Genomic DNA, 16,961 nt, shown 5'->3' on the forward strand with positions numbered 1-16,961 from the left:
TCTCCCACGGGAGAGGGCGCAAGCATTAAAAACGGTAACCTACGGGTTACCGTTTTGCTTTTACCTTGCGCACCCGGCAACAAACCGCACTAATGCCCCTGCTATGCAGGGGCATTTTCTTTTTCTTCTCTGTGTTTTAGCTCGCACTTTTTCGTTTCCCCGATTGGCTGAATGTAAAAAAATGGTTAAGACTATTATCAGGTCAGACCACTTAGTGTTTGCGAATATTTTTTTTACAGGGGAGTGTTATGAGTCAGGCATTACCGCTTATTACCCGTCAGGGCGATCGCATTGCCATAGTCAGTGGATTGCGCACGCCATTTGCGCGTCAGGCAACGGCGTTTCATGGCATACCGGCCGTCGACCTGGGGAAAATGGTAGTGGGGGAGATGCTGGCTCGCAGCGAAATTCCGCCGGAGGTCATCGAACAGCTGGTCTTCGGCCAGGTCGTGCAGATGCCTGAAGCCCCCAACATTGCGCGGGAAATCGTCCTCGGTACCGGGATGAATGTTCATACCGACGCCTACAGCGTCAGCCGCGCCTGCGCAACCAGTTTCCAGGCCGTGGCTAACGTCGCCGAAAGCCTGATGGCGGGCACCATTCGCGCCGGGATAGCGGGGGGAGCGGACTCCTCTTCGGTACTGCCAATTGGGGTCAGTAAAAAGCTGGCGCGCATCCTGGTGGATGCCAACAAAGCCCGCACGACGGGTCAGAAGCTCAAACTCTTCTCGCGTTTACGTCTGCGCGATCTGATGCCTGTTCCCCCTGCCGTAGCGGAATATTCCACCGGCCTGCGCATGGGCGACACCGCCGAGCAGATGGCCAAAACCTACGGCATTACGCGTGAACAGCAGGATGCGCTAGCGCATCGTTCACATCAGCTTGCGGCAAAAGCCTGGTCGGAAGGCAAGCTGACCGATGAGGTCATGACCGCCTATATTCCGCCCTATCGCGAACCGCTTGCGGAAGATAACAATATTCGTGGCACGTCAACGCTGGCGGATTACGCCAAACTGCGCCCGGCGTTTGACCGCAAGCACGGCACCGTGACGGCGGCGAACAGTACGCCGCTGACGGACGGGGCTGCCGCCGTGATCCTGATGACCGAATCCCGTGCGAAAGAGCTGGGCATTACTCCCCTGGGCTATTTACGCAGCTACGCCTTCACCGCCATTGACGTCTGGCAGGACATGCTGTTAGGTCCGGCATGGTCCACGCCGCTGGCGCTGGATCGCGCGGGGCTGACGCTGGCTGATTTAACCCTGATTGATATGCACGAAGCGTTTGCCGCGCAAACCCTGGCAAACGTCCAGCTCCTGGCAAGCGAGCGTTTCGCACGTGATGTGCTGGGCCGCGCGCATGCCACGGGTGAAGTGGATCAGAGTAAATTCAACGTGCTGGGTGGCTCTATCGCCTACGGTCATCCGTTTGCCGCTACAGGGGCGAGGATGATCACGCAAACATTACATGAACTCCGTCGCCGTGGCGGTGGGTTTGGCCTTGTTACCGCCTGTGCGGCGGGCGGCCTTGGCGCAGCAATGGTTCTGGAGGCTGAATAATGGATATGCCATCTGCATTTAATCTGACGGTTCGCCTCGATAACGTGGCCGTTATCACTATTGATGTGCCTGATGAAAAGATGAATACCCTGAAGGCCGAATTTGGCGTTCAGGTGCGCGCGATGCTAAAGCAGATCCGAGAGAACAAAGCCATTCGCGGCCTGGTGTTTATCTCTGCCAAACCCGACAACTTTATCGCCGGGGCGGATATCAACATGATTGCCCGGGCGCAAAGCGCGCTGGAAGCCGAAGAGCTGGCGCGTCAGGGCCAGCAGGTGATGTCGGAGATCAACAGTCTCCCAATCCCGGTCATCGCAGCGATCCACGGTGCGTGTCTGGGTGGTGGGCTGGAGCTGGCGCTGGCCTGCCACAGCCGCATCTGTACTGACGATGCGAAAACCATTCTGGGCCTGCCGGAAGTGCAGCTGGGCCTGCTGCCAGGTTCTGGCGGAACGCAGCGTCTGCCGCGGCTGGTGGGCGTCAGCACGGCGCTGGAGATGATCTTAACCGGTAAACAGCTGCGTGCCCGTCAGGCGCTGAAAGCCGGTCTGGTCGATGACGTCGTGCCGCAGTCCATTTTGCTGGAGGCCGCCGTTGAGCTTGCGCTGAAAGGGCGTCAGGCAAAACGTCCTCTGCCGGTTCGCGAGCGCGTGCTGGCCGGTCCGCTGGGGAGAACGCTCCTGTTCAATATGGTGGGCAAAAAGACCGAACAAAAAACCAAAGGCAATTACCCGGCGGCAAAGCGGATCCTCGACGTGATCGAAACCGGGCTGTCGCAGGGCAGCAGCAGCGGCTATGCCGCGGAGGCCAAAGCCTTTGGTGAACTGGCGATGACGCCGCAGTCACAGGCGCTGCGCAGCATCTTCTTCGCCAGCACAGAGGTGAAAAAAGACCCGGGCAGCGAGGCATCGCCTGCGCCGCTGCGTGCCATTGGCGTACTGGGTGGGGGGCTCATGGGCGGCGGTATCGCTTTTGTTACCGCCAGCAAAGGCAAATTGCCGGTACGCATCAAAGACATTAACCCTAAGGGAATCAACCACGCGCTGCAGTACAGCTGGCAGAACCTTGATCAAAAGGTCAAACGCCGCCATATCAAGGCAAGCGAGCGTGATAAAACCCTGGCAATGATCTCCGGTACGACGGATTACAGCGGTTTTGCGCACCGCGATCTGGTGATTGAAGCCGTGTTTGAAGATCTGGCGCTTAAGCAGCAGATGGTGGCAGACGTTGAGCAGCATTGCGCCCCGCACACCATTTTTGCCTCTAACACGTCGTCATTACCGATTGGCGATATCGCGGCGAAAGCCGCGCGTCCGGAGCAGGTGATCGGGCTGCACTTCTTTAGCCCGGTAGAAAAAATGCCGCTGGTGGAAGTTATTCCACACGCGACCACCAGTCCGCAAACCATCGCCACGGTAGTCAAACTTGCGAAGAAGCAGGGTAAAACGCCGATCGTGGTCGCAGATAAAGCTGGGTTCTACGTCAACCGTATTCTGGCACCCTATATTAATGAAGCCATGCGGCTGCTGACGGAAGGCGAGAAGATCGAGCACGTCGACGAGGCGCTGGTAAAGTTTGGTTTCCCCGTTGGCCCAATCCAACTTTTGGATGAGGTGGGAATAGACACCGGCACTAAAATTATACCTGTGCTGGAGGCAGCTTATGGCGATCGTTTTAGCCCGCCTGCAAACATTGTTTCTGCAATTTTGAAGGACGATCGCAAAGGCAGAAAAAATGAACGCGGTTTCTATCTTTACGGCGCGAAAGGGCGTAAAAGCAAGAAACAGGTCGACCCTTCGGTTTATGGGCTTATTTCGACCACCGGTCAGGGAAAACTGTCTGCCGTTCAGTGCGCTGAACGTTGCGTGATGATGATGCTCAATGAAGCGGCGCGCTGCTTTGGTGAGCAGGTGATCAAGAGCGCACGCGATGGCGACATCGGCGCGGTATTTGGTATTGGTTTTCCGCCGTTCCTTGGCGGCCCGTTCCGCTACATGGATACACTCGGCGCGGGTGAAGTGGTTGCCATTTTGCAACGTCTGGCCTCGCAATATGGCCCACGGTTTACACCGTGTGACGAATTATTGCAGATGGCGGAACGGGGCCAGACATTTTGGCCTGCACGGGAAACTGATTTCGTAAACTGAAGTCAAAGAAGGGTAAATCCTGAGGTGAATGAACCTGTTCTGGCGATTTTGTAAACAGAGATTGACTATACTTACGCCATTGAGGTAAAAAACAGCGTTTCATTCATCGAATGGATCAGGCACAATGCCCGGCCATCGGGTTTTCTACCTCTTAGCATTTATCGCGGGTAGTTAACGCCGGTGATTCTGGTTAACAAAAGCGGTGCAATATGCAAGTTTTCATCATGCGTCACGGCGACGCGGCACTCGATGCCGCCAGTGACTCAGTACGTCCTTTAACCGTCTGTGGCTGCGACGAATCCCGTCTGATGGCAACCTGGCTTAAAGGTCAAAAAGTGGACATTGAACGCGTTCTTGTGAGTCCGTTCCTGCGTGCAGAACAGACGCTGGATGTGGTGGGGGAGTGTATGAACCTGCCGTCCAGTGTGGATGTTCTCCCCGAACTGACACCATGCGGTGATGTCGGCCTTGTCAGCGCTTATCTTCAGGCGCTGTGCAATGAAGGTGTCGCTTCCGCACTGGTCATTTCCCACCTGCCGCTGGTCGGCTATCTGGTATCTGAGCTGTGCCCGGGCGAAACGCCGCCTATGTTCACCACTTCCGCGATTGCCAACGTCACCCTCGACGAAACCGGCAAAGGGGTCTTCAACTGGCAAATGAGCCCGTGCAACCTGAAGATGGCAAAAGCGATCTGACGTGACGTGTGACAGGGCGGGGTGCTATATCTTTCCCGCCCTTCTGTCAGGGCAACTCTGGCGGCTGCCACTCCTCAACTTCAATCAATACCAGCAAGGCGGCATCTCCGCCGTACTCTTTCGGTGCCTGATGAAACGCCATTACGTGTGGGTGCTGAGCCAGCCACAGCGGCGTTTGTTGCTTGAGGATATGTTTCCCGTGGCCATGCATCACGCAGGCGCAAAAAACATGTTCGCGGCGACAGGCGGCAATCAACGCCCCCAGCTCCTGTTTCGCCTGCATTTGCGTTAAGCCGTGCAGATCCAGAAACAGCTCCGGCGAATAATCTCCCCGGCGTAACTTTTTCAGTTCGAAATGGCTGACGTCCTCGCGCACGTATTTCACCGCGCCCTGGGTATTAAGCAGCGGCTGAAACTCGTCTGAAAAGTAGTGGCTATTATCGGCCTGCTCCTGCAGCAGCCGTTTGACCGGGACTTCGCTGATTTTTTTACGCTGCGGGCGATGAACAATCGTGTCCTGCGCGATTTTCCGCGTCCCGGTCATCAGCTGGCGGAAGAGCGCCTGATCCTCCTCGCTGAGCGATGTTTTCTTTTTCATTCGTCATTCTCATCTCGTATTTCCGATAGTGTACCCGACTAAACGCATTTTTTAACCTCAAGCGGTACGCGTCATTGCTGATTTATCGCCGTCTTCATGGCAAACTAGCCGCCGAAAATTATGCGAGCATGCCCTGGAGGAAAGAGTGGATAAAATATTTGTCGATGAAGCAGTAAACGAGCTGCATACCATACAGGACATGTTGCGCTGGTCGGTTAGCCGCTTCAGCGCCGCCAATATCTGGTACGGACACGGTACCGACAACCCGTGGGATGAAGCCGTGCAGCTGGTGCTGCCGTCCCTCTACCTGCCGCTGGATATTCCGGAAGACATGCGCACCGCGCGCCTGACCTCCAGCGAAAAACACCGCATCGTTGAGCGCGTGATCCGTCGCGTCAACGAACGCATCCCGGTCGCCTACCTGACCAACAAAGCCTGGTTCTGCGGCCACGAGTTCTATGTCGATGAACGCGTGCTGGTGCCGCGCTCGCCGATTGGTGAGCTGATTAACAACCACTTTGACGGCCTGATCGACCATCAGCCGCAGCACATTCTGGATATGTGTACCGGGAGCGGTTGTATCGCCATTGCCTGCGCTTACGCCTTCCCGGAAGCGGAAGTGGACGCGGTTGATATCTCCACCGACGCGCTGGCCGTGACCGAGCACAACATAGAAGAGCACGGCCTGATCCATCACGTTACGCCAATTCGCTCTGACCTGTTCCGCGATCTGCCGACGCTGCAGTACGATCTGATCGTCACCAATCCGCCGTACGTCGATGCGGAAGACATGTCCGATCTGCCGAACGAATACCGCCACGAGCCGGAGCTGGGTCTGGCGTCAGGCTCTGACGGCCTGAAGCTGACCCGCCGCATTCTGGCCTGCGCGCCAGATTATCTGACCGACGACGGCGTTCTGATTTGTGAAGTGGGCAACAGCATGGTACATCTGATAGAGCAGTATCCGGATGTGCCGTTCACTTGGCTTGAGTTCGACAACGGCGGTGACGGCGTCTTTATGCTGACCAAAGCGCAGCTGCTCGACGCGCGCGAACACTTCAGCATCTATAAAGATTAATCCAGCGGGCTTCGGCCCGTTTCACAACGCTCAAACACAAACAACAACATCGGAGCCGTGATGGCAGGAAACAGTATTGGACAGGTATTCCGCGTGACCACCTTTGGCGAGTCGCACGGGCTGGCGCTGGGCTGTATCGTTGATGGCGTACCGCCAGGCATCGAACTGACCGAAGCCGATTTGCAGCATGACCTCGACCGTCGTCGTCCGGGCACCTCTCGCTACACCACGCAGCGTCGCGAGCCGGACCAGGTCAAAATTCTCTCCGGCGTCTTTGAAGGCCGTACCACCGGCACCAGCATTGGCCTGCTAATTGAAAACACCGATCAGCGCTCCCAGGACTACGGCACCATCAAGGACGTGTTCCGTCCAGGCCATGCCGACTACACCTACGAACAAAAGTACGGCTTCCGCGACTATCGCGGCGGCGGACGTTCCTCCGCGCGTGAAACCGCGATGCGCGTGGCGGCTGGCGCCATTGCTAAGAAATACCTGCAGCAGAAATTTGGCATCGTGATCCGCGGCTGTCTGACCCAGATGGGCGACATTCCGCTGGCGATCAAAGACTGGGATCAGGTCGAGCAAAACCCGTTCTTCTGTGCGGATGCCGACAAGCTGGACGCGCTGGACGAACTGATGCGCGGTCTGAAAAAAGAGGGCGACTCCATCGGGGCGAAAGTCACCGTCGTGGCCGACGGCGTCCCGCCAGGCTGGGGCGAGCCGGTATTTGACCGTCTCGATGCCGACATCGCGCATGCGCTGATGAGCATCAACGCGGTGAAGGGCGTTGAAATTGGCGACGGTTTTGACGTGGTATCCCTGCGCGGCAGCCAGAATCGCGACGAAATCACGAAAGCGGGCTTCCAGAGCAACCACGCGGGCGGCATTCTGGGCGGGATCAGCAGCGGGCAGCAGATTATTGCCAACATCGCGCTGAAACCAACTTCAAGCATTACCGTGCCGGGCCACACGATTAACCGCGATGGCGAAGAAGTTGAAATGATCACCAAAGGACGTCACGATCCGTGCGTCGGGATCCGCGCGGTGCCGATCGCAGAGGCGATGCTGGCGATCGTGCTGATGGATCACTTCCTGCGCCAGCGCGCGCAGAATGCGGATGTGACGACCACCATTCCACGCTGGTAAACATGAAAAAAACCGCAATTGCTCTGCTGGCGCTGCTTGCCAGTGGAGCCAGTCTGGCCGCCACGCCGTGGCAAAAAATCACCCATCCGGTGGCGGGGAGCGCGCAGTCCATCGGCGCCTTTTCCAACGGCTGTATCGTGGGGGCTCAGGAACTTCCGCTGCAATCGGATACCTATCAGGTGATGCGTACCGACCAGCGTCGTTACTTCGGCCACCCGGATCTGGTGCTGTTCATCCAACGGCTGGGAAACCAGGTGCATAATCTGGGGCTGGGCACGATGCTGATCGGCGATATGGGGATGCCTGCGGGCGGGCGTTTTAACGGTGGACACGCCAGTCACCAGACCGGACTGGATGTCGATATCTTCCTGCAGCTGCCTAAAGCGCGCTGGAGTTCAGCCCAGTTGCTGAAACCGCAGGCGCTGGATCTGGTGTCGAGCGACGGTAAGCGCGTTGTGCCCTCACTGTGGACGCCGGATATCTTCAGCCTGATTAAGCTGGCGGCAAAAGATAACGACGTTACGCGGATCTTCGTCAACCCGGCTATCAAGCAACAGCTCTGCCTCGATGAGGGAACCGATCGCGACTGGTTGCGCAAAGTGCGCCCGTGGTTCCAGCATCGTGCGCACATGCACGTTCGTCTGCGCTGCCCGGCGAATAGCCTTGAATGCGAAGATCAGCCGCTACCGCCGCCAGGCGATGGCTGTGGTGCGGAACTGCAAAGCTGGTTTGAACCGGCAAAACCTGGAACCTCTAAGCCTGAGAAGAAGACACCGCCTCCGTTGCCGCCTTCCTGCCAGGCGCTACTGGATGAGCATGTACTTTAATGGATAATTTCGTCGATCTGTTTATGGTGTCACCGCTGCTGCTGGTGGTGCTGTTCTTTGTGGCTATGCTGGCCGGTTTTATTGATGCCCTTGCGGGCGGCGGCGGGCTATTAACCGTACCCGCGCTGCTGGCGGCGGGCATGAGCCCGGCGCAAGCGCTTGCCACTAACAAGCTACAGGCCTGCGGCGGCTCGCTTTCGGCGTCGCTCTATTTTATCCGCCGCAAGGTGGTGAACCTGGCCGACCAGAAGCTCAATATCCTGATGACCTTTATCGGTTCCACGTCGGGCGCGCTGCTGGTTCAGCACGTGCAGTCGGATATTTTGCGCCAGATCCTGCCGGTTCTGGTCATCTGCATCGGGCTTTATTTCCTGCTGATGCCGAAGCTCGGCGAGGAAGACCGTCAGCGTCGTCTGCACGGCCTGCCGTTTGCGCTGATTGCCGGGGGCTGCGTCGGCTTTTACGACGGTTTCTTCGGCCCGGGGGCAGGCTCGTTTTATGCGCTGGCGTTTGTGACGCTGGCCGGATTTAACCTCGCCAAGTCGACCGCCCATGCCAAAGTGCTCAACGCGACCTCGAACGTCGGCGGCCTGCTGCTGTTTATCATTGGCGGCAAGGTTATCTGGGCAACCGGGTTTGTGATGATGGCAGGGCAGTTCCTGGGCGCGCGCGCGGGCTCGCGTCTGGTATTAAGCAAAGGGCAAAAGCTGATCCGTCCGATGATCGTTATCGTCTCGGCGGTGATGAGCGCCAAACTTCTTTATGACAGCCATGGACAGGAGATCCTCACCTGGTTGGGGATGCACTAATGAACAGTACGCATAAATACGAACAGCTGATTGAGATCTTTGACGGCTGTTTTGCTGACGATTTTAATACCCGTCTGATTAAAGGCGACGACGAACCGATCTATCTTCCTGCTGATGACGAGGTTCCGTATAACCGCATCGTCTTTGCCCACGGCTTTTACGCCAGCGGTTTGCATGAAATTTCGCACTGGTGCATCGCCGGAAAAGCGCGTCGCGAGCTGGTGGACTTCGGTTACTGGTATTGCCCGGACGGGCGAGACGCCGCGACGCAGGGGCAGTTTGAGGATGTGGAAGTGAAGCCGCAGGCGCTGGAATGGCTGTTCTGCGTGGCGGCGGGTTTCCCGTTCAACGTCAGCTGCGACAACCTCGAAGGCGACTTCGAGCCAGACCGTATTGTCTTCCAGCGCCGCGTGCATGCGCAGGTGATGGAATACCTTGAGAAAGGCATCCCGGCACGTCCGGCGCGCCTGATCGAGGCCTTACAGAATTATTACCACACGCCGGCGATTGCGGCGGAAAGCTTCCCTTGGCCGGAAGATCTTTAACAGAGGAAAGAAGATGATCGCAGAATTTGAATCACGCATTCTGGCGTTAATTGATGACATGGTGGAACACGCCAGCGATGATGAGCTGTTCGCCAGCGGTTATCTGCGTGGTCACCTGACGCTCGCGGTAGCCGAGCTGGAAGCAGGTGACGATCACTCTGCCGACGCTGTTCATGAGGAAGTGACCCGCAGTCTGGAGAAAGCCATTCAGGCCGGGGAGCTCTCTCCGCGCGACCAGTCACTGGTGCTGGGCATGTGGGACAACCTGTTCCAGCAGGCTAAACGCTAAGTCATTGTTTTTCGCCCGGTGGTGCTGCGCTTACCGGGCCTACTAATTTTCCCTCTCCCTGTGGGAGAGGGTTAGGGTGAGGGCACCAGGCCGCACCTTACTTAACCATTTTCCCCTTCAGCAGTTTCCTTACCCACAAGCGATTCGGATTCAGTCCCGCAAGCGTAACCCTGTCCAGCGGAATTGGCTCGTCGCTCATTTGCGCGGCTAATACTTCAGCCAGCAGCGGCGCAGAGCACAGCCCACGGGAACCCAGCCCGCCCAGCATAAACAGCTCCGGATACACCGGTGCGGCCACCGCCGTTTCCTTGTTTTCAGCCAGATCTTCATAGGCCGCAAGCGTCGCGTCATAGTCCGGCACGTTGCCCGCCATCGGCAGATGATCGCGGGTGGCGCAGCGCACGCCGCAGCGCGCGTCACCCTCGCTGACGTCAACCTCTTTCGCCCACGCCGCATCCGGGAAACAGTCAATCAGGCGCTGGCGGTTTTGCGCCTGATCCGCTTCGCTGTAGCGCATATCCGTTTCGCCACGATGATAGCTGGCCCCGATGCAGTGATGGCCGTTAGACGGATTTTGCGGCGTCAGATAGCCGTCATAGCACAGCACCTGGCGCAGTTTGCCGAGCGCAGGCGCGGTGGGGATGTGGCTCACCTGGCCGCCGACCGGATAAACCGGCAACGCTGCTGTCTGGATAAACTGGCTGATGTGATGCCCGTTGGCCAGCACAACGCTGGCATGGCTCGCCTCCTTGCCATCAGCAAAACGCAGAGCCCAGCGTTCTGTCCGGGTGAGCGATTCCACCTTGTGGGCATAGTGCAGCGTCAGCCCGCGCGACTGCGCCAGGGCTATGACCGCCGCGGTCAGTTCGGCCGGGCACAGCCAGCCGCCGAGCGGGTACTGAATGCCCCCACACCCGGTTTCTACGCCAGCGGTGTCCGCCACCTCCTGGGCACTTACCGCGCGGGCAATTTCTTCCGGCAGGCCCAGCGACAGCATCTGCGCGATCTTCTGCTGGCTCTTCTCATCCCAGCCGAGCTGCGTCACGCCACACCAGTCGTGGTCGAATGCCACTGGCAGCGCGTCGTACAGGCGGCGGGCGAAGGTAAAGGCCGCGGGGAAAAACTGGAACAGGGCCGGATCGTGTGCGCTTAAAAGCGGATAGAGCGCCCCCTGACGGTTGCCGGATGCGCCGCTGGCGGGCGCGTCGTCAGCGCAGTAGAGCGTGACCTGCCAGCCACGCTGGAGAAGGGCGAGCGAGAGCAGGGCGCTGGCGATCCCACCGCCAACGATCGCTACGTCGCGCGATGCGCTGGCGCGGCGCGCAAACCAGGGCGTCTGAGCGGGGATCTCCAGCGTCTGCTCCATCCTGCCGACCAGCATGTCGCGCTTGCGGCCAAAGCCTTTGGTCTTCTGCATGGTAAAGCCCGCCTCCTGCAGCCCACGGCGGACAAAGCCCGCCGAGGTGAAGGTGGCAAGGGTAGCCCCAGGGCGCGCCAGCCGCGCCATCGCGTTAAACAGATGCTGGCTCCACATGTCCGGGTTTTTGGCAGGGGCAAAACCGTCCAGAAACCACGCGTCGACCTTCTGATTCATCGAATCATCGAGCCTGTCGTTCAGGTCGTTGATGTCGCCGAGCCATAAGTCCAGCGTGACGCGTCCACCGTCCAAAATCAGACGGTGACAGCCGCCAATGTGGGGCGGCCACTGCGCCTGAAGCTGTTCTGCCCAAGGCGCAAGCTCCGGCCAGCGCTGGTGGGCAAGCCGCAGATCGTGCGCGGTGAGCGGGAATTTTTCGAAACTGATGAAATGTAATCTTTGTAGCGTAGCCTCAGGGTGAGCAGCGTGGAACTGATTAAACGCCTGCCAGAGGGTTAAAAAATTCAGACCGGTGCCGAATCCACTTTCCGCGACCACAAACAGGCTCCGCGGGTGCGCCGGGAAGCGGGTGCTGAGCTGGTTTCCGTCGAGGAAAACATAGCGAGTTTCTTCGAGTCCGTTATCATTAGAAAAATAGACGTCATCAAAATCTCGGGAAACAGGTGTACCCTCAGCGTTGAATTCGAGGTTGGCGGGTTGTATAGCGTTTTGTTTCACGTAAGTTACTCGTCTGACAGGCAGTGGCACGATCTTAACGATGTGAGTCCATCGGTGCAAATTTCCGCAGAAAATGTCTGATCGGACTTGTTCGGCGTACAAGTGTACGCTATTGTGCGACTCGAAACTTACTATAGTGCGACTTACAGAGGTATTGAATGAAACGTGCAGTGATTACTGGCCTGGGCATTGTTTCCAGCATCGGTAATAACCAGCAGGAAGTCCTGGCATCTCTGCGTGAAGGACGCTCCGGGATCACTTTCTCTGAAGAGTTTAAAGATTCAGGTATGCGTAGCCACGTATGGGGTAACGTCAAACTGGACACCACCGGTTTGATCGACCGCAAAGTGGTTCGTTTCATGAACGATGCCTCTATTTATGCTTATCTCTCCATGCAGGAAGCGATCAAAGATTCTGGCCTGAGTGAAGAGGTTTATCAGAACAACCCGCGCGTGGGTCTGATCGCCGGTTCCGGCGGCTCATCTAAAGCGCAGGTATTCGGTGCTGACGCCATGCGTAGCCCGCGTGGTCTGAAAGCGGTAGGTCCGTACGTGGTCACGAAAGCCATGGGTTCTGCGGTTTCCGCGTGCCTGGCGACCCCGTTCAAAATCCACGGTGTGAACTACTCCATCAGCTCCGCGTGTGCGACCTCCGCACACTGTATCGGTAACGCTGTTGAGCAGATCCAGCTGGGTAAGCAGGACATCGTATTTGCTGGCGGCGGCGAAGAGCTGGGCTGGGAAATGGCCTGTGAATTCGACGCGATGGGCGCACTGTCCACCAAGTACAATGAGACCCCGGACAAAGCCTCCCGTACCTACGATGCGCACCGTGACGGTTTCGTTATCGCGGGCGGCGGCGGTATGGTTGTGGTTGAAGAGCTGGAGCACGCTCTGGCACGTGGCGCGCACATCTATGCTGAGATCGTGGGCTACGGCGCAACGTCCGACGGCGCCGACATGGTTGCGCCATCCGGCGAAGGCGCGGTGCGCTGCATGAAGATGGCGATGCACGGTGTTGATACCCCAATCGACTACCTGAACTCCCACGGTACCTCTACGCCGGTAGGTGACGTGAAAGAGCTGGGTGCGATCCGCGAAGTGTTCGGCGACAACAGCCCGGCTATCTCTGCCACCAAAGCCATGACCGGTCACTCTCTGGGTGCGGCTGGCGTACAGGAAGCGATCTACTCTCTGCTGATGCTGGAAAACGGCTTTATCGCGCCAAGCATCAACATCGAAGAGATGGACGAGCAGGCTGCTGGCCTGAACATCGTGACCAAACCAACGGACGCGACGCTGACTACCGTCATGTCCAACAGCTTCGGTTTCGGCGGCACCAACGCCACGCTGGTCATGCGTAAGCTGAAAGCATAAGTTTTATGTTTGATTCGAAAGGGGAGCCATAAGGCTCCCTTTTTTGTGCATTGACAAGCGGCTGATCTCACAGGCAAACTTCACCACTCAACATTATCCTCACGATAATGCGTAAGCGTTTAACGTCAACCAACGCACCTTAATCCTGATAATCAGGTAGAGGGGGCGTGGCATTTCCCCGCCTTACTCTTCATTTCGGAGTAAAGCATGACTGCAGTAACTCAAACAGAAACAACCCCTTCAGCGAACGTCTCGCTGTTCCGTATCGCCTTTGCGGTATTCCTGACCTATATGACCGTTGGCCTGCCGCTGCCGGTGATCCCGCTGTTCGTTCATCAGGAGCTGGGCTATGGCAACACCATGGTCGGCATCGCCGTGGGCATTCAGTTTTTAGCGACGGTTTTAACCCGCGGCTACGCCGGACGTCTGGCGGATCAGCACGGTGCCAAACGCTCGGCGCTGCAGGGGATGTTTGCCTGCGGGCTGGCGGGCGGCGCCTGGCTGCTGGCGGCTCTCCTGCCGGTAGACGCCGTGTATAAATTTGCGCTGCTGGTGCTGGGCCGTTTAATTCTTGGCTTCGGTGAAAGCCAGCTGCTGACCGACACCCTGACCTGGGGAATGGGGCTGGTAGGGCCAGCACGTTCCGGCAAGGTGATGTCCTGGAACGGCATGGCCATCTACGGCGCGCTGGCCGCCGGGGCACCGCTTGGTCTGCTGATCAACAGCCAGTTCGGTTTTGCGGCGCTGGCTGCCACCACCATGGCGCTGCCGCTGGTGGCATGGGCGTTTAACGGCTCGGTGCGTAAGGTGCCCGCGCACAAAGGCGAGCGTCCTTCCCTGTGGAGCGTGGTCGGCCAAATCTGGCAGCCGGGCCTGGGCCTGGCGCTGCAGGGCGTGGGTTTTGCGGTGATTGGGACGTTCGTCTCGCTCTATTTTATGAGCCGCGGCTGGGCGATGGCCGGTTTTACGCTTACCGCGTTTGGCGGCGCGTTTGTTCTGATGCGCGTGCTTTTTGGCTGGATGCCGGATCGCTTTGGTGGCGTAAAGGTGGCGGTGGCATCGCTGGTCATTGAAACCATCGGTCTTCTGCTGTTGTGGAATGCACCCGTGGCATCCGTTGCGCTGCTTGGTGCGGCGCTGACCGGCTGCGGCTGTTCTCTGATCTTCCCGGCGCTGGGCGTTGAAGTGGTGAAGCGCGTGGCTCCGCAGGTGCGCGGGACGGCGCTCGGCGGCTATGCGGCGTTTCAGGATATCTCATACGGGGTAACCGGGCCGCTGGCCGGGCTGTTAGCCACCTCGTTTGGCTATCCGTCCGTCTTCCTGGCCGGTGCGGTTTCCGCGGTGGTGGGGATCGTGGTGACGCTGGTGGCGTTTCGCAGAACGTGAGTCGTTGTTGCCGGGTGGCGGCTGCGCCTTACCCGGCCTACGGTTCGAGCCGTTGTAGGCTAGGTAAGCGCAGCGCCACCGGGCAAAATATCAGGCAACCAGCCAGAAAATCGCCAGCGCAATCAGTAATGCAATAAACATCAATCCCGGACGCGCAGAAAGTGTTCTGAAGGTCTCCACGACCGGCGCAAACAGCGGGCTGTAGATCGGCTGAATATTTCTCACCTCCGGTACGCCGCCTTCGCGCTCGGCGCGGCGAACGAAGATCTGGTTGAGCAGATCCTGCACCTGCGCGGTAGTCAGTACCGTTTGCGGCGTGGCCTGCCAGTTCTGCTGGGCATAATCCCGAATCACCTCGAACTCGTGCGGCTCAAGCGGCTGTTTCAGCGCGGCCTGCACAGTATGCAGGGTAGGGGCGCTCTGGGTGCTGAGCGTCTGGCGTGCCTGGAGCCAGGTCACCAGATGGGTAAACTGTTTGGCCGGGATCAGCTCGCCTGCCTTCACGCCCGACAGCTCCAGCATGGATTGCCAGATAAGCTTCGTCGGCTCGCCGGTGGCCGCGGCCAGCTTCGTCACCATCTGCTTGAGCGTATTGTGCTCGGCGGGCAGCAGCGGACGCTCGGTCGCCGGGCGCACCTGCGGCTGCGGAATCGACAGCTCATTGTTCTGCAGCAGCGTCAGCACGGTTTTGAGCTGGTCGGGCGTCAGTTGGCCCAGCGCGGTCTGACCATACTGCTGGCGAATAAAATCACTCACCGCCTGGCGGTTATTTCCCTGGCCCAGCAGCTCCGTCAGCTGAGAAACAATCTGGCGCGTGGTGTGGTTCTGCTGCGCGGTCGTAATACGCTGGTTCAGATTTTGCTCGGCAGCGGGGAAATGGCGCGACTGCAGCGGTGCGTCGTTCCTCACGCCTAAATCATGCTTCACCCCGGCCCAGACTTCCGCGTTTTGCTGTGAAGTCAGCGCAATCAGGCGCGTGATCAGTCGCTCCAGCACGGTGCGCTGTTGCGTGGATAGCGGTTGTTCACCGGCAACGTTTGGCGTGACGGGGCCTTCACCCGGAGGGCGTGGCGGCGTACCTGAAATGGGCTGCATCGTCAAAAATCCTTAAAGTCAAAACTCAGCGTAAACCTGGCAGACGTATATGCCTGGCGGCCAGATTATGGCACACTTGGCAGGTTTTCTTCCTCTCAAACAGGTACTCAGACGTGAAAATCCTCGTTGATGAAAATATGCCTTACGCCCGTGAGCTGTTTAGCCGCCTGGGTAACGTTAAGGCTGTTCCTGGTCGCCCGATCCCGGTCAACGAACTGGACGATGCCGACGCCCTGATGGTGCGCTCGGTGACCAAAGTAAATGAGGCGTTGCTCGCCGGTAAGGCGATTAAGTTCGTTGGGACCGCAACGGCAGGGACCGATCATGTGGATGATAAATGGCTGAAGCAGGCCGGAATCGGTTTCTCCGCCGCGCCGGGCTGTAACGCGATTGCCGTCGTGGAATACGTTTTCTCCTCGCTGCTGATGCTGGCCGAGCGCGACGGGTTTGCGCTGAAAGACCGCACCGTGGGGATTGTCGGCGTGGGTAACGTCGGCGGACGCCTGCAAAAGCGCCTGGAAGCGTTAGGGATCCGCACGTTGCTGTGCGATCCGCCGCGCAAAGACAACGGCGATGATGGGGATTTCCGTTCGCTGGACGAGCTGGTTGAACAGTGCGACGTGCTGACGTTCCACACGCCGCTGTTTAAAGAGGGGCCGTATAAGTCTCTGCATCTGGCCGATGAGGCGTTAATTCGCCGTCTGAAGGCTGGCACTATTCTGATAAATGCCTGCCGTGGTCCGGTAGTCGATAACGCCGCGCTGCTGACGTGTCTGAACGAAGGACAAGACCTCAGCGTGGTGCTGGACGTCTGGGAGCCGGAGCCGGACCTCAACGTTGAGCTGCTAAATAAGGTTGATGTGGGCACGGCGCATATCGCTGGTTATACCCTCGAAGGGAAAGCCCGCGGTACGACGCAGGTCTTCGAAGCCTACAGCGCCTTCATCGGCCATCCGCAGCAGGTGGCGCTGGATACCTTACTCCCCGCGCCTGAATTTGGCCGCATTACTCTTCACGGCCCGCTCGATCAGGCAACGCTGAAAAGGCTAGTGCATTTAGTGTATGATGTGCGCCGCGATGATGCGCTGCTGCGTAAAGTGGCGGGGATCCCGGGTGAGTTTGATAAGCTGCGCAAGAACTACGTTGAGCGCCGCGAGTGGTCTTCCCTCTATGTGATGTGCGACGACGCGTCGGCGGCGACGCTGCTGCACAAGCTGGGGTTTAACGCCGTTCATCACCCGGCGCATTAATGTCTTCTTAATGCTCCCTGTCGGATACTCCGACAGGGACGCTTTTTTATTTCTGGAGTAAACCAC

The 16,961-nt window shown here is 58.3% G+C and carries 15 protein-coding genes; 12 read left to right on the plus strand and 3 right to left on the minus strand.

What is annotated here, in order from left to right; genetic code table 11:
- Positions 1 to 248: 248 nt before the first annotated feature.
- From fadI to sixA, 3 genes are all read left to right on the plus strand, one after another.
- Positions 249 to 1,559 carry an acetyl-CoA C-acyltransferase FadI gene (gene fadI / locus LLF79_RS01040; RefSeq protein WP_021241580.1) on the plus strand — a complete coding sequence of 437 codons (1,311 nt, stop codon included), beginning with the start codon at positions 249 to 251 and terminating at the stop codon, positions 1,557 to 1,559.
- Positions 1,559 to 3,706 carry a fatty acid oxidation complex subunit alpha FadJ gene (fadJ, locus tag LLF79_RS01045; RefSeq protein WP_181367778.1) on the plus strand — a complete coding sequence of 716 codons (2,148 nt, stop codon included), beginning with the start codon at positions 1,559 to 1,561 and terminating at the stop codon, positions 3,704 to 3,706. The genes fadI and fadJ overlap by 1 nt, the downstream gene beginning before the upstream one ends.
- A 209-nt stretch (positions 3,707 to 3,915) precedes the next feature.
- A complete protein-coding gene (gene sixA / locus LLF79_RS01050; protein WP_014884683.1) occupies positions 3,916 to 4,401 on the plus strand; it encodes a phosphohistidine phosphatase SixA in 486 nt (161 codons plus the stop codon).
- A 46-nt stretch (positions 4,402 to 4,447) separates the two neighbouring features.
- On the opposite strand, the gene smrB is transcribed toward sixA, so the two are convergent.
- Positions 4,448 to 4,999 carry an endonuclease SmrB gene (gene smrB, locus LLF79_RS01055; RefSeq protein WP_008502613.1) on the minus strand — a complete coding sequence of 184 codons (552 nt, stop codon included), beginning with the start codon at positions 4,997 to 4,999 and terminating at the stop codon, positions 4,448 to 4,450.
- Between the two features lie 145 nt (positions 5,000 to 5,144).
- Between smrB and prmB the strand changes: the two genes are divergently transcribed.
- From prmB to LLF79_RS01085, 6 genes are read left to right on the plus strand one after another with little or no spacing between them, the layout of a single operon-like run.
- Entirely contained in the window at positions 5,145 to 6,077 is a 933-nt protein-coding gene (prmB, locus tag LLF79_RS01060) for a 50S ribosomal protein L3 N(5)-glutamine methyltransferase (protein ID WP_177317714.1), read from the plus strand.
- Positions 6,078 to 6,137: 60 nt separating this feature from the next.
- Complete coding sequence (gene aroC, locus LLF79_RS01065; protein ID WP_008502611.1) at positions 6,138 to 7,223, plus strand: chorismate synthase; 1,086 nt, start codon at positions 6,138 to 6,140, stop codon at positions 7,221 to 7,223.
- A 2-nt stretch (positions 7,224 to 7,225) separates the two neighbouring features.
- Positions 7,226 to 8,050 (plus strand): penicillin-insensitive murein endopeptidase, encoded by an 825-nt coding sequence (gene mepA, locus LLF79_RS01070; protein ID WP_008502610.1) that lies wholly within the window; start codon positions 7,226 to 7,228, stop codon positions 8,048 to 8,050.
- Positions 8,050 to 8,859: a sulfite exporter TauE/SafE family protein gene (locus tag LLF79_RS01075; protein WP_021241577.1), complete on the plus strand. Its 810-nt coding sequence runs from the start codon at positions 8,050 to 8,052 to the stop codon at positions 8,857 to 8,859. The genes mepA and LLF79_RS01075 overlap by 1 nt, the downstream gene beginning before the upstream one ends.
- Positions 8,859 to 9,404 (plus strand): elongation factor P hydroxylase, encoded by a 546-nt coding sequence (locus LLF79_RS01080; protein ID WP_008502608.1) that lies wholly within the window; start codon positions 8,859 to 8,861, stop codon positions 9,402 to 9,404. The genes LLF79_RS01075 and LLF79_RS01080 overlap by 1 nt, the downstream gene beginning before the upstream one ends.
- Before the next feature lie 13 nt (positions 9,405 to 9,417).
- Positions 9,418 to 9,693, plus strand: a complete 276-nt coding sequence (locus LLF79_RS01085) for a YfcL family protein (RefSeq protein WP_008502607.1) — start codon at positions 9,418 to 9,420, stop codon at positions 9,691 to 9,693.
- A 97-nt stretch (positions 9,694 to 9,790) separates the two neighbouring features.
- On the opposite strand, the gene mnmC is transcribed toward LLF79_RS01085, so the two are convergent.
- Positions 9,791 to 11,788 carry a bifunctional tRNA (5-methylaminomethyl-2-thiouridine)(34)-methyltransferase MnmD/FAD-dependent 5-carboxymethylaminomethyl-2-thiouridine(34) oxidoreductase MnmC gene (gene mnmC, locus LLF79_RS01090; RefSeq protein WP_227879015.1) on the minus strand — a complete coding sequence of 666 codons (1,998 nt, stop codon included), beginning with the start codon at positions 11,786 to 11,788 and terminating at the stop codon, positions 9,791 to 9,793.
- Between the two features lie 158 nt (positions 11,789 to 11,946).
- On the opposite strand from mnmC, the gene fabB reads away from it, so the two are divergent.
- Both fabB and LLF79_RS01100 read left to right on the plus strand, forming a co-directional pair.
- On the plus strand, positions 11,947 to 13,164 hold the full coding sequence (gene fabB, locus LLF79_RS01095; protein WP_008502605.1) for a beta-ketoacyl-ACP synthase I: 1,218 nt from the start codon (positions 11,947 to 11,949) through the stop codon (positions 13,162 to 13,164).
- A 207-nt stretch (positions 13,165 to 13,371) separates the two neighbouring features.
- Entirely contained in the window at positions 13,372 to 14,550 is a 1,179-nt protein-coding gene (locus tag LLF79_RS01100; RefSeq protein WP_227879016.1) for an MFS transporter, read from the plus strand.
- Positions 14,551 to 14,640: 90 nt separating this feature from the next.
- Here the strand turns inward: LLF79_RS01100 and flk are convergent, their stop codons facing one another.
- Positions 14,641 to 15,645, minus strand: a complete 1,005-nt coding sequence (gene flk, locus LLF79_RS01105) for a flagella biosynthesis regulator Flk (protein ID WP_008502603.1) — start codon at positions 15,643 to 15,645, stop codon at positions 14,641 to 14,643.
- Positions 15,646 to 15,758: 113 nt separating this feature from the next.
- Between flk and pdxB the strand changes: the two genes are divergently transcribed.
- Positions 15,759 to 16,895 (plus strand): 4-phosphoerythronate dehydrogenase PdxB, encoded by a 1,137-nt coding sequence (gene pdxB, locus LLF79_RS01110; RefSeq protein ID WP_023294134.1) that lies wholly within the window; start codon positions 15,759 to 15,761, stop codon positions 16,893 to 16,895.
- The last annotated feature ends 66 nt before the right edge of the window (positions 16,896 to 16,961 follow it).

It is taken from the genome of Enterobacter cloacae complex sp. 2021EL-01169 (genome assembly GCF_020733125.1).
Classification (GTDB): Bacteria; Pseudomonadota; Gammaproteobacteria; order Enterobacterales; family Enterobacteriaceae; genus Enterobacter; species Enterobacter roggenkampii.

Excerpts from the sequence above, each read along its gene's own strand:
- fadI (WP_021241580.1), top strand. The coding sequence starts at position 249 with ATGAGTCAGGCATTACCGCTTATTACCCGTCAGGGCGATCGCATTGCC.
- fadJ (WP_181367778.1), top strand. The coding sequence starts at position 1,559 with ATGGATATGCCATCTGCATTTAATCTGACGGTTCGCCTCGATAACGTG.
- sixA (WP_014884683.1), top strand. The coding sequence starts at position 3,916 with ATGCAAGTTTTCATCATGCGTCACGGCGACGCGGCACTCGATGCCGCC.
- smrB (WP_008502613.1), bottom strand. The coding sequence starts at position 4,999 with ATGAAAAAGAAAACATCGCTCAGCGAGGAGGATCAGGCGCTCTTCCGC.
- aroC (WP_008502611.1), top strand. The coding sequence starts at position 6,138 with ATGGCAGGAAACAGTATTGGACAGGTATTCCGCGTGACCACCTTTGGC.
- mepA (WP_008502610.1), top strand. The coding sequence starts at position 7,226 with ATGAAAAAAACCGCAATTGCTCTGCTGGCGCTGCTTGCCAGTGGAGCC.
- LLF79_RS01075 (WP_021241577.1), top strand. The coding sequence starts at position 8,050 with ATGGATAATTTCGTCGATCTGTTTATGGTGTCACCGCTGCTGCTGGTG.
- LLF79_RS01080 (WP_008502608.1), top strand. The coding sequence starts at position 8,859 with ATGAACAGTACGCATAAATACGAACAGCTGATTGAGATCTTTGACGGC.
- LLF79_RS01085 (WP_008502607.1), top strand. The coding sequence starts at position 9,418 with ATGATCGCAGAATTTGAATCACGCATTCTGGCGTTAATTGATGACATG.
- fabB (WP_008502605.1), top strand. The coding sequence starts at position 11,947 with ATGAAACGTGCAGTGATTACTGGCCTGGGCATTGTTTCCAGCATCGGT.
- LLF79_RS01100 (WP_227879016.1), top strand. The coding sequence starts at position 13,372 with ATGACTGCAGTAACTCAAACAGAAACAACCCCTTCAGCGAACGTCTCG.
- flk (WP_008502603.1), bottom strand. The coding sequence starts at position 15,645 with ATGCAGCCCATTTCAGGTACGCCGCCACGCCCTCCGGGTGAAGGCCCC.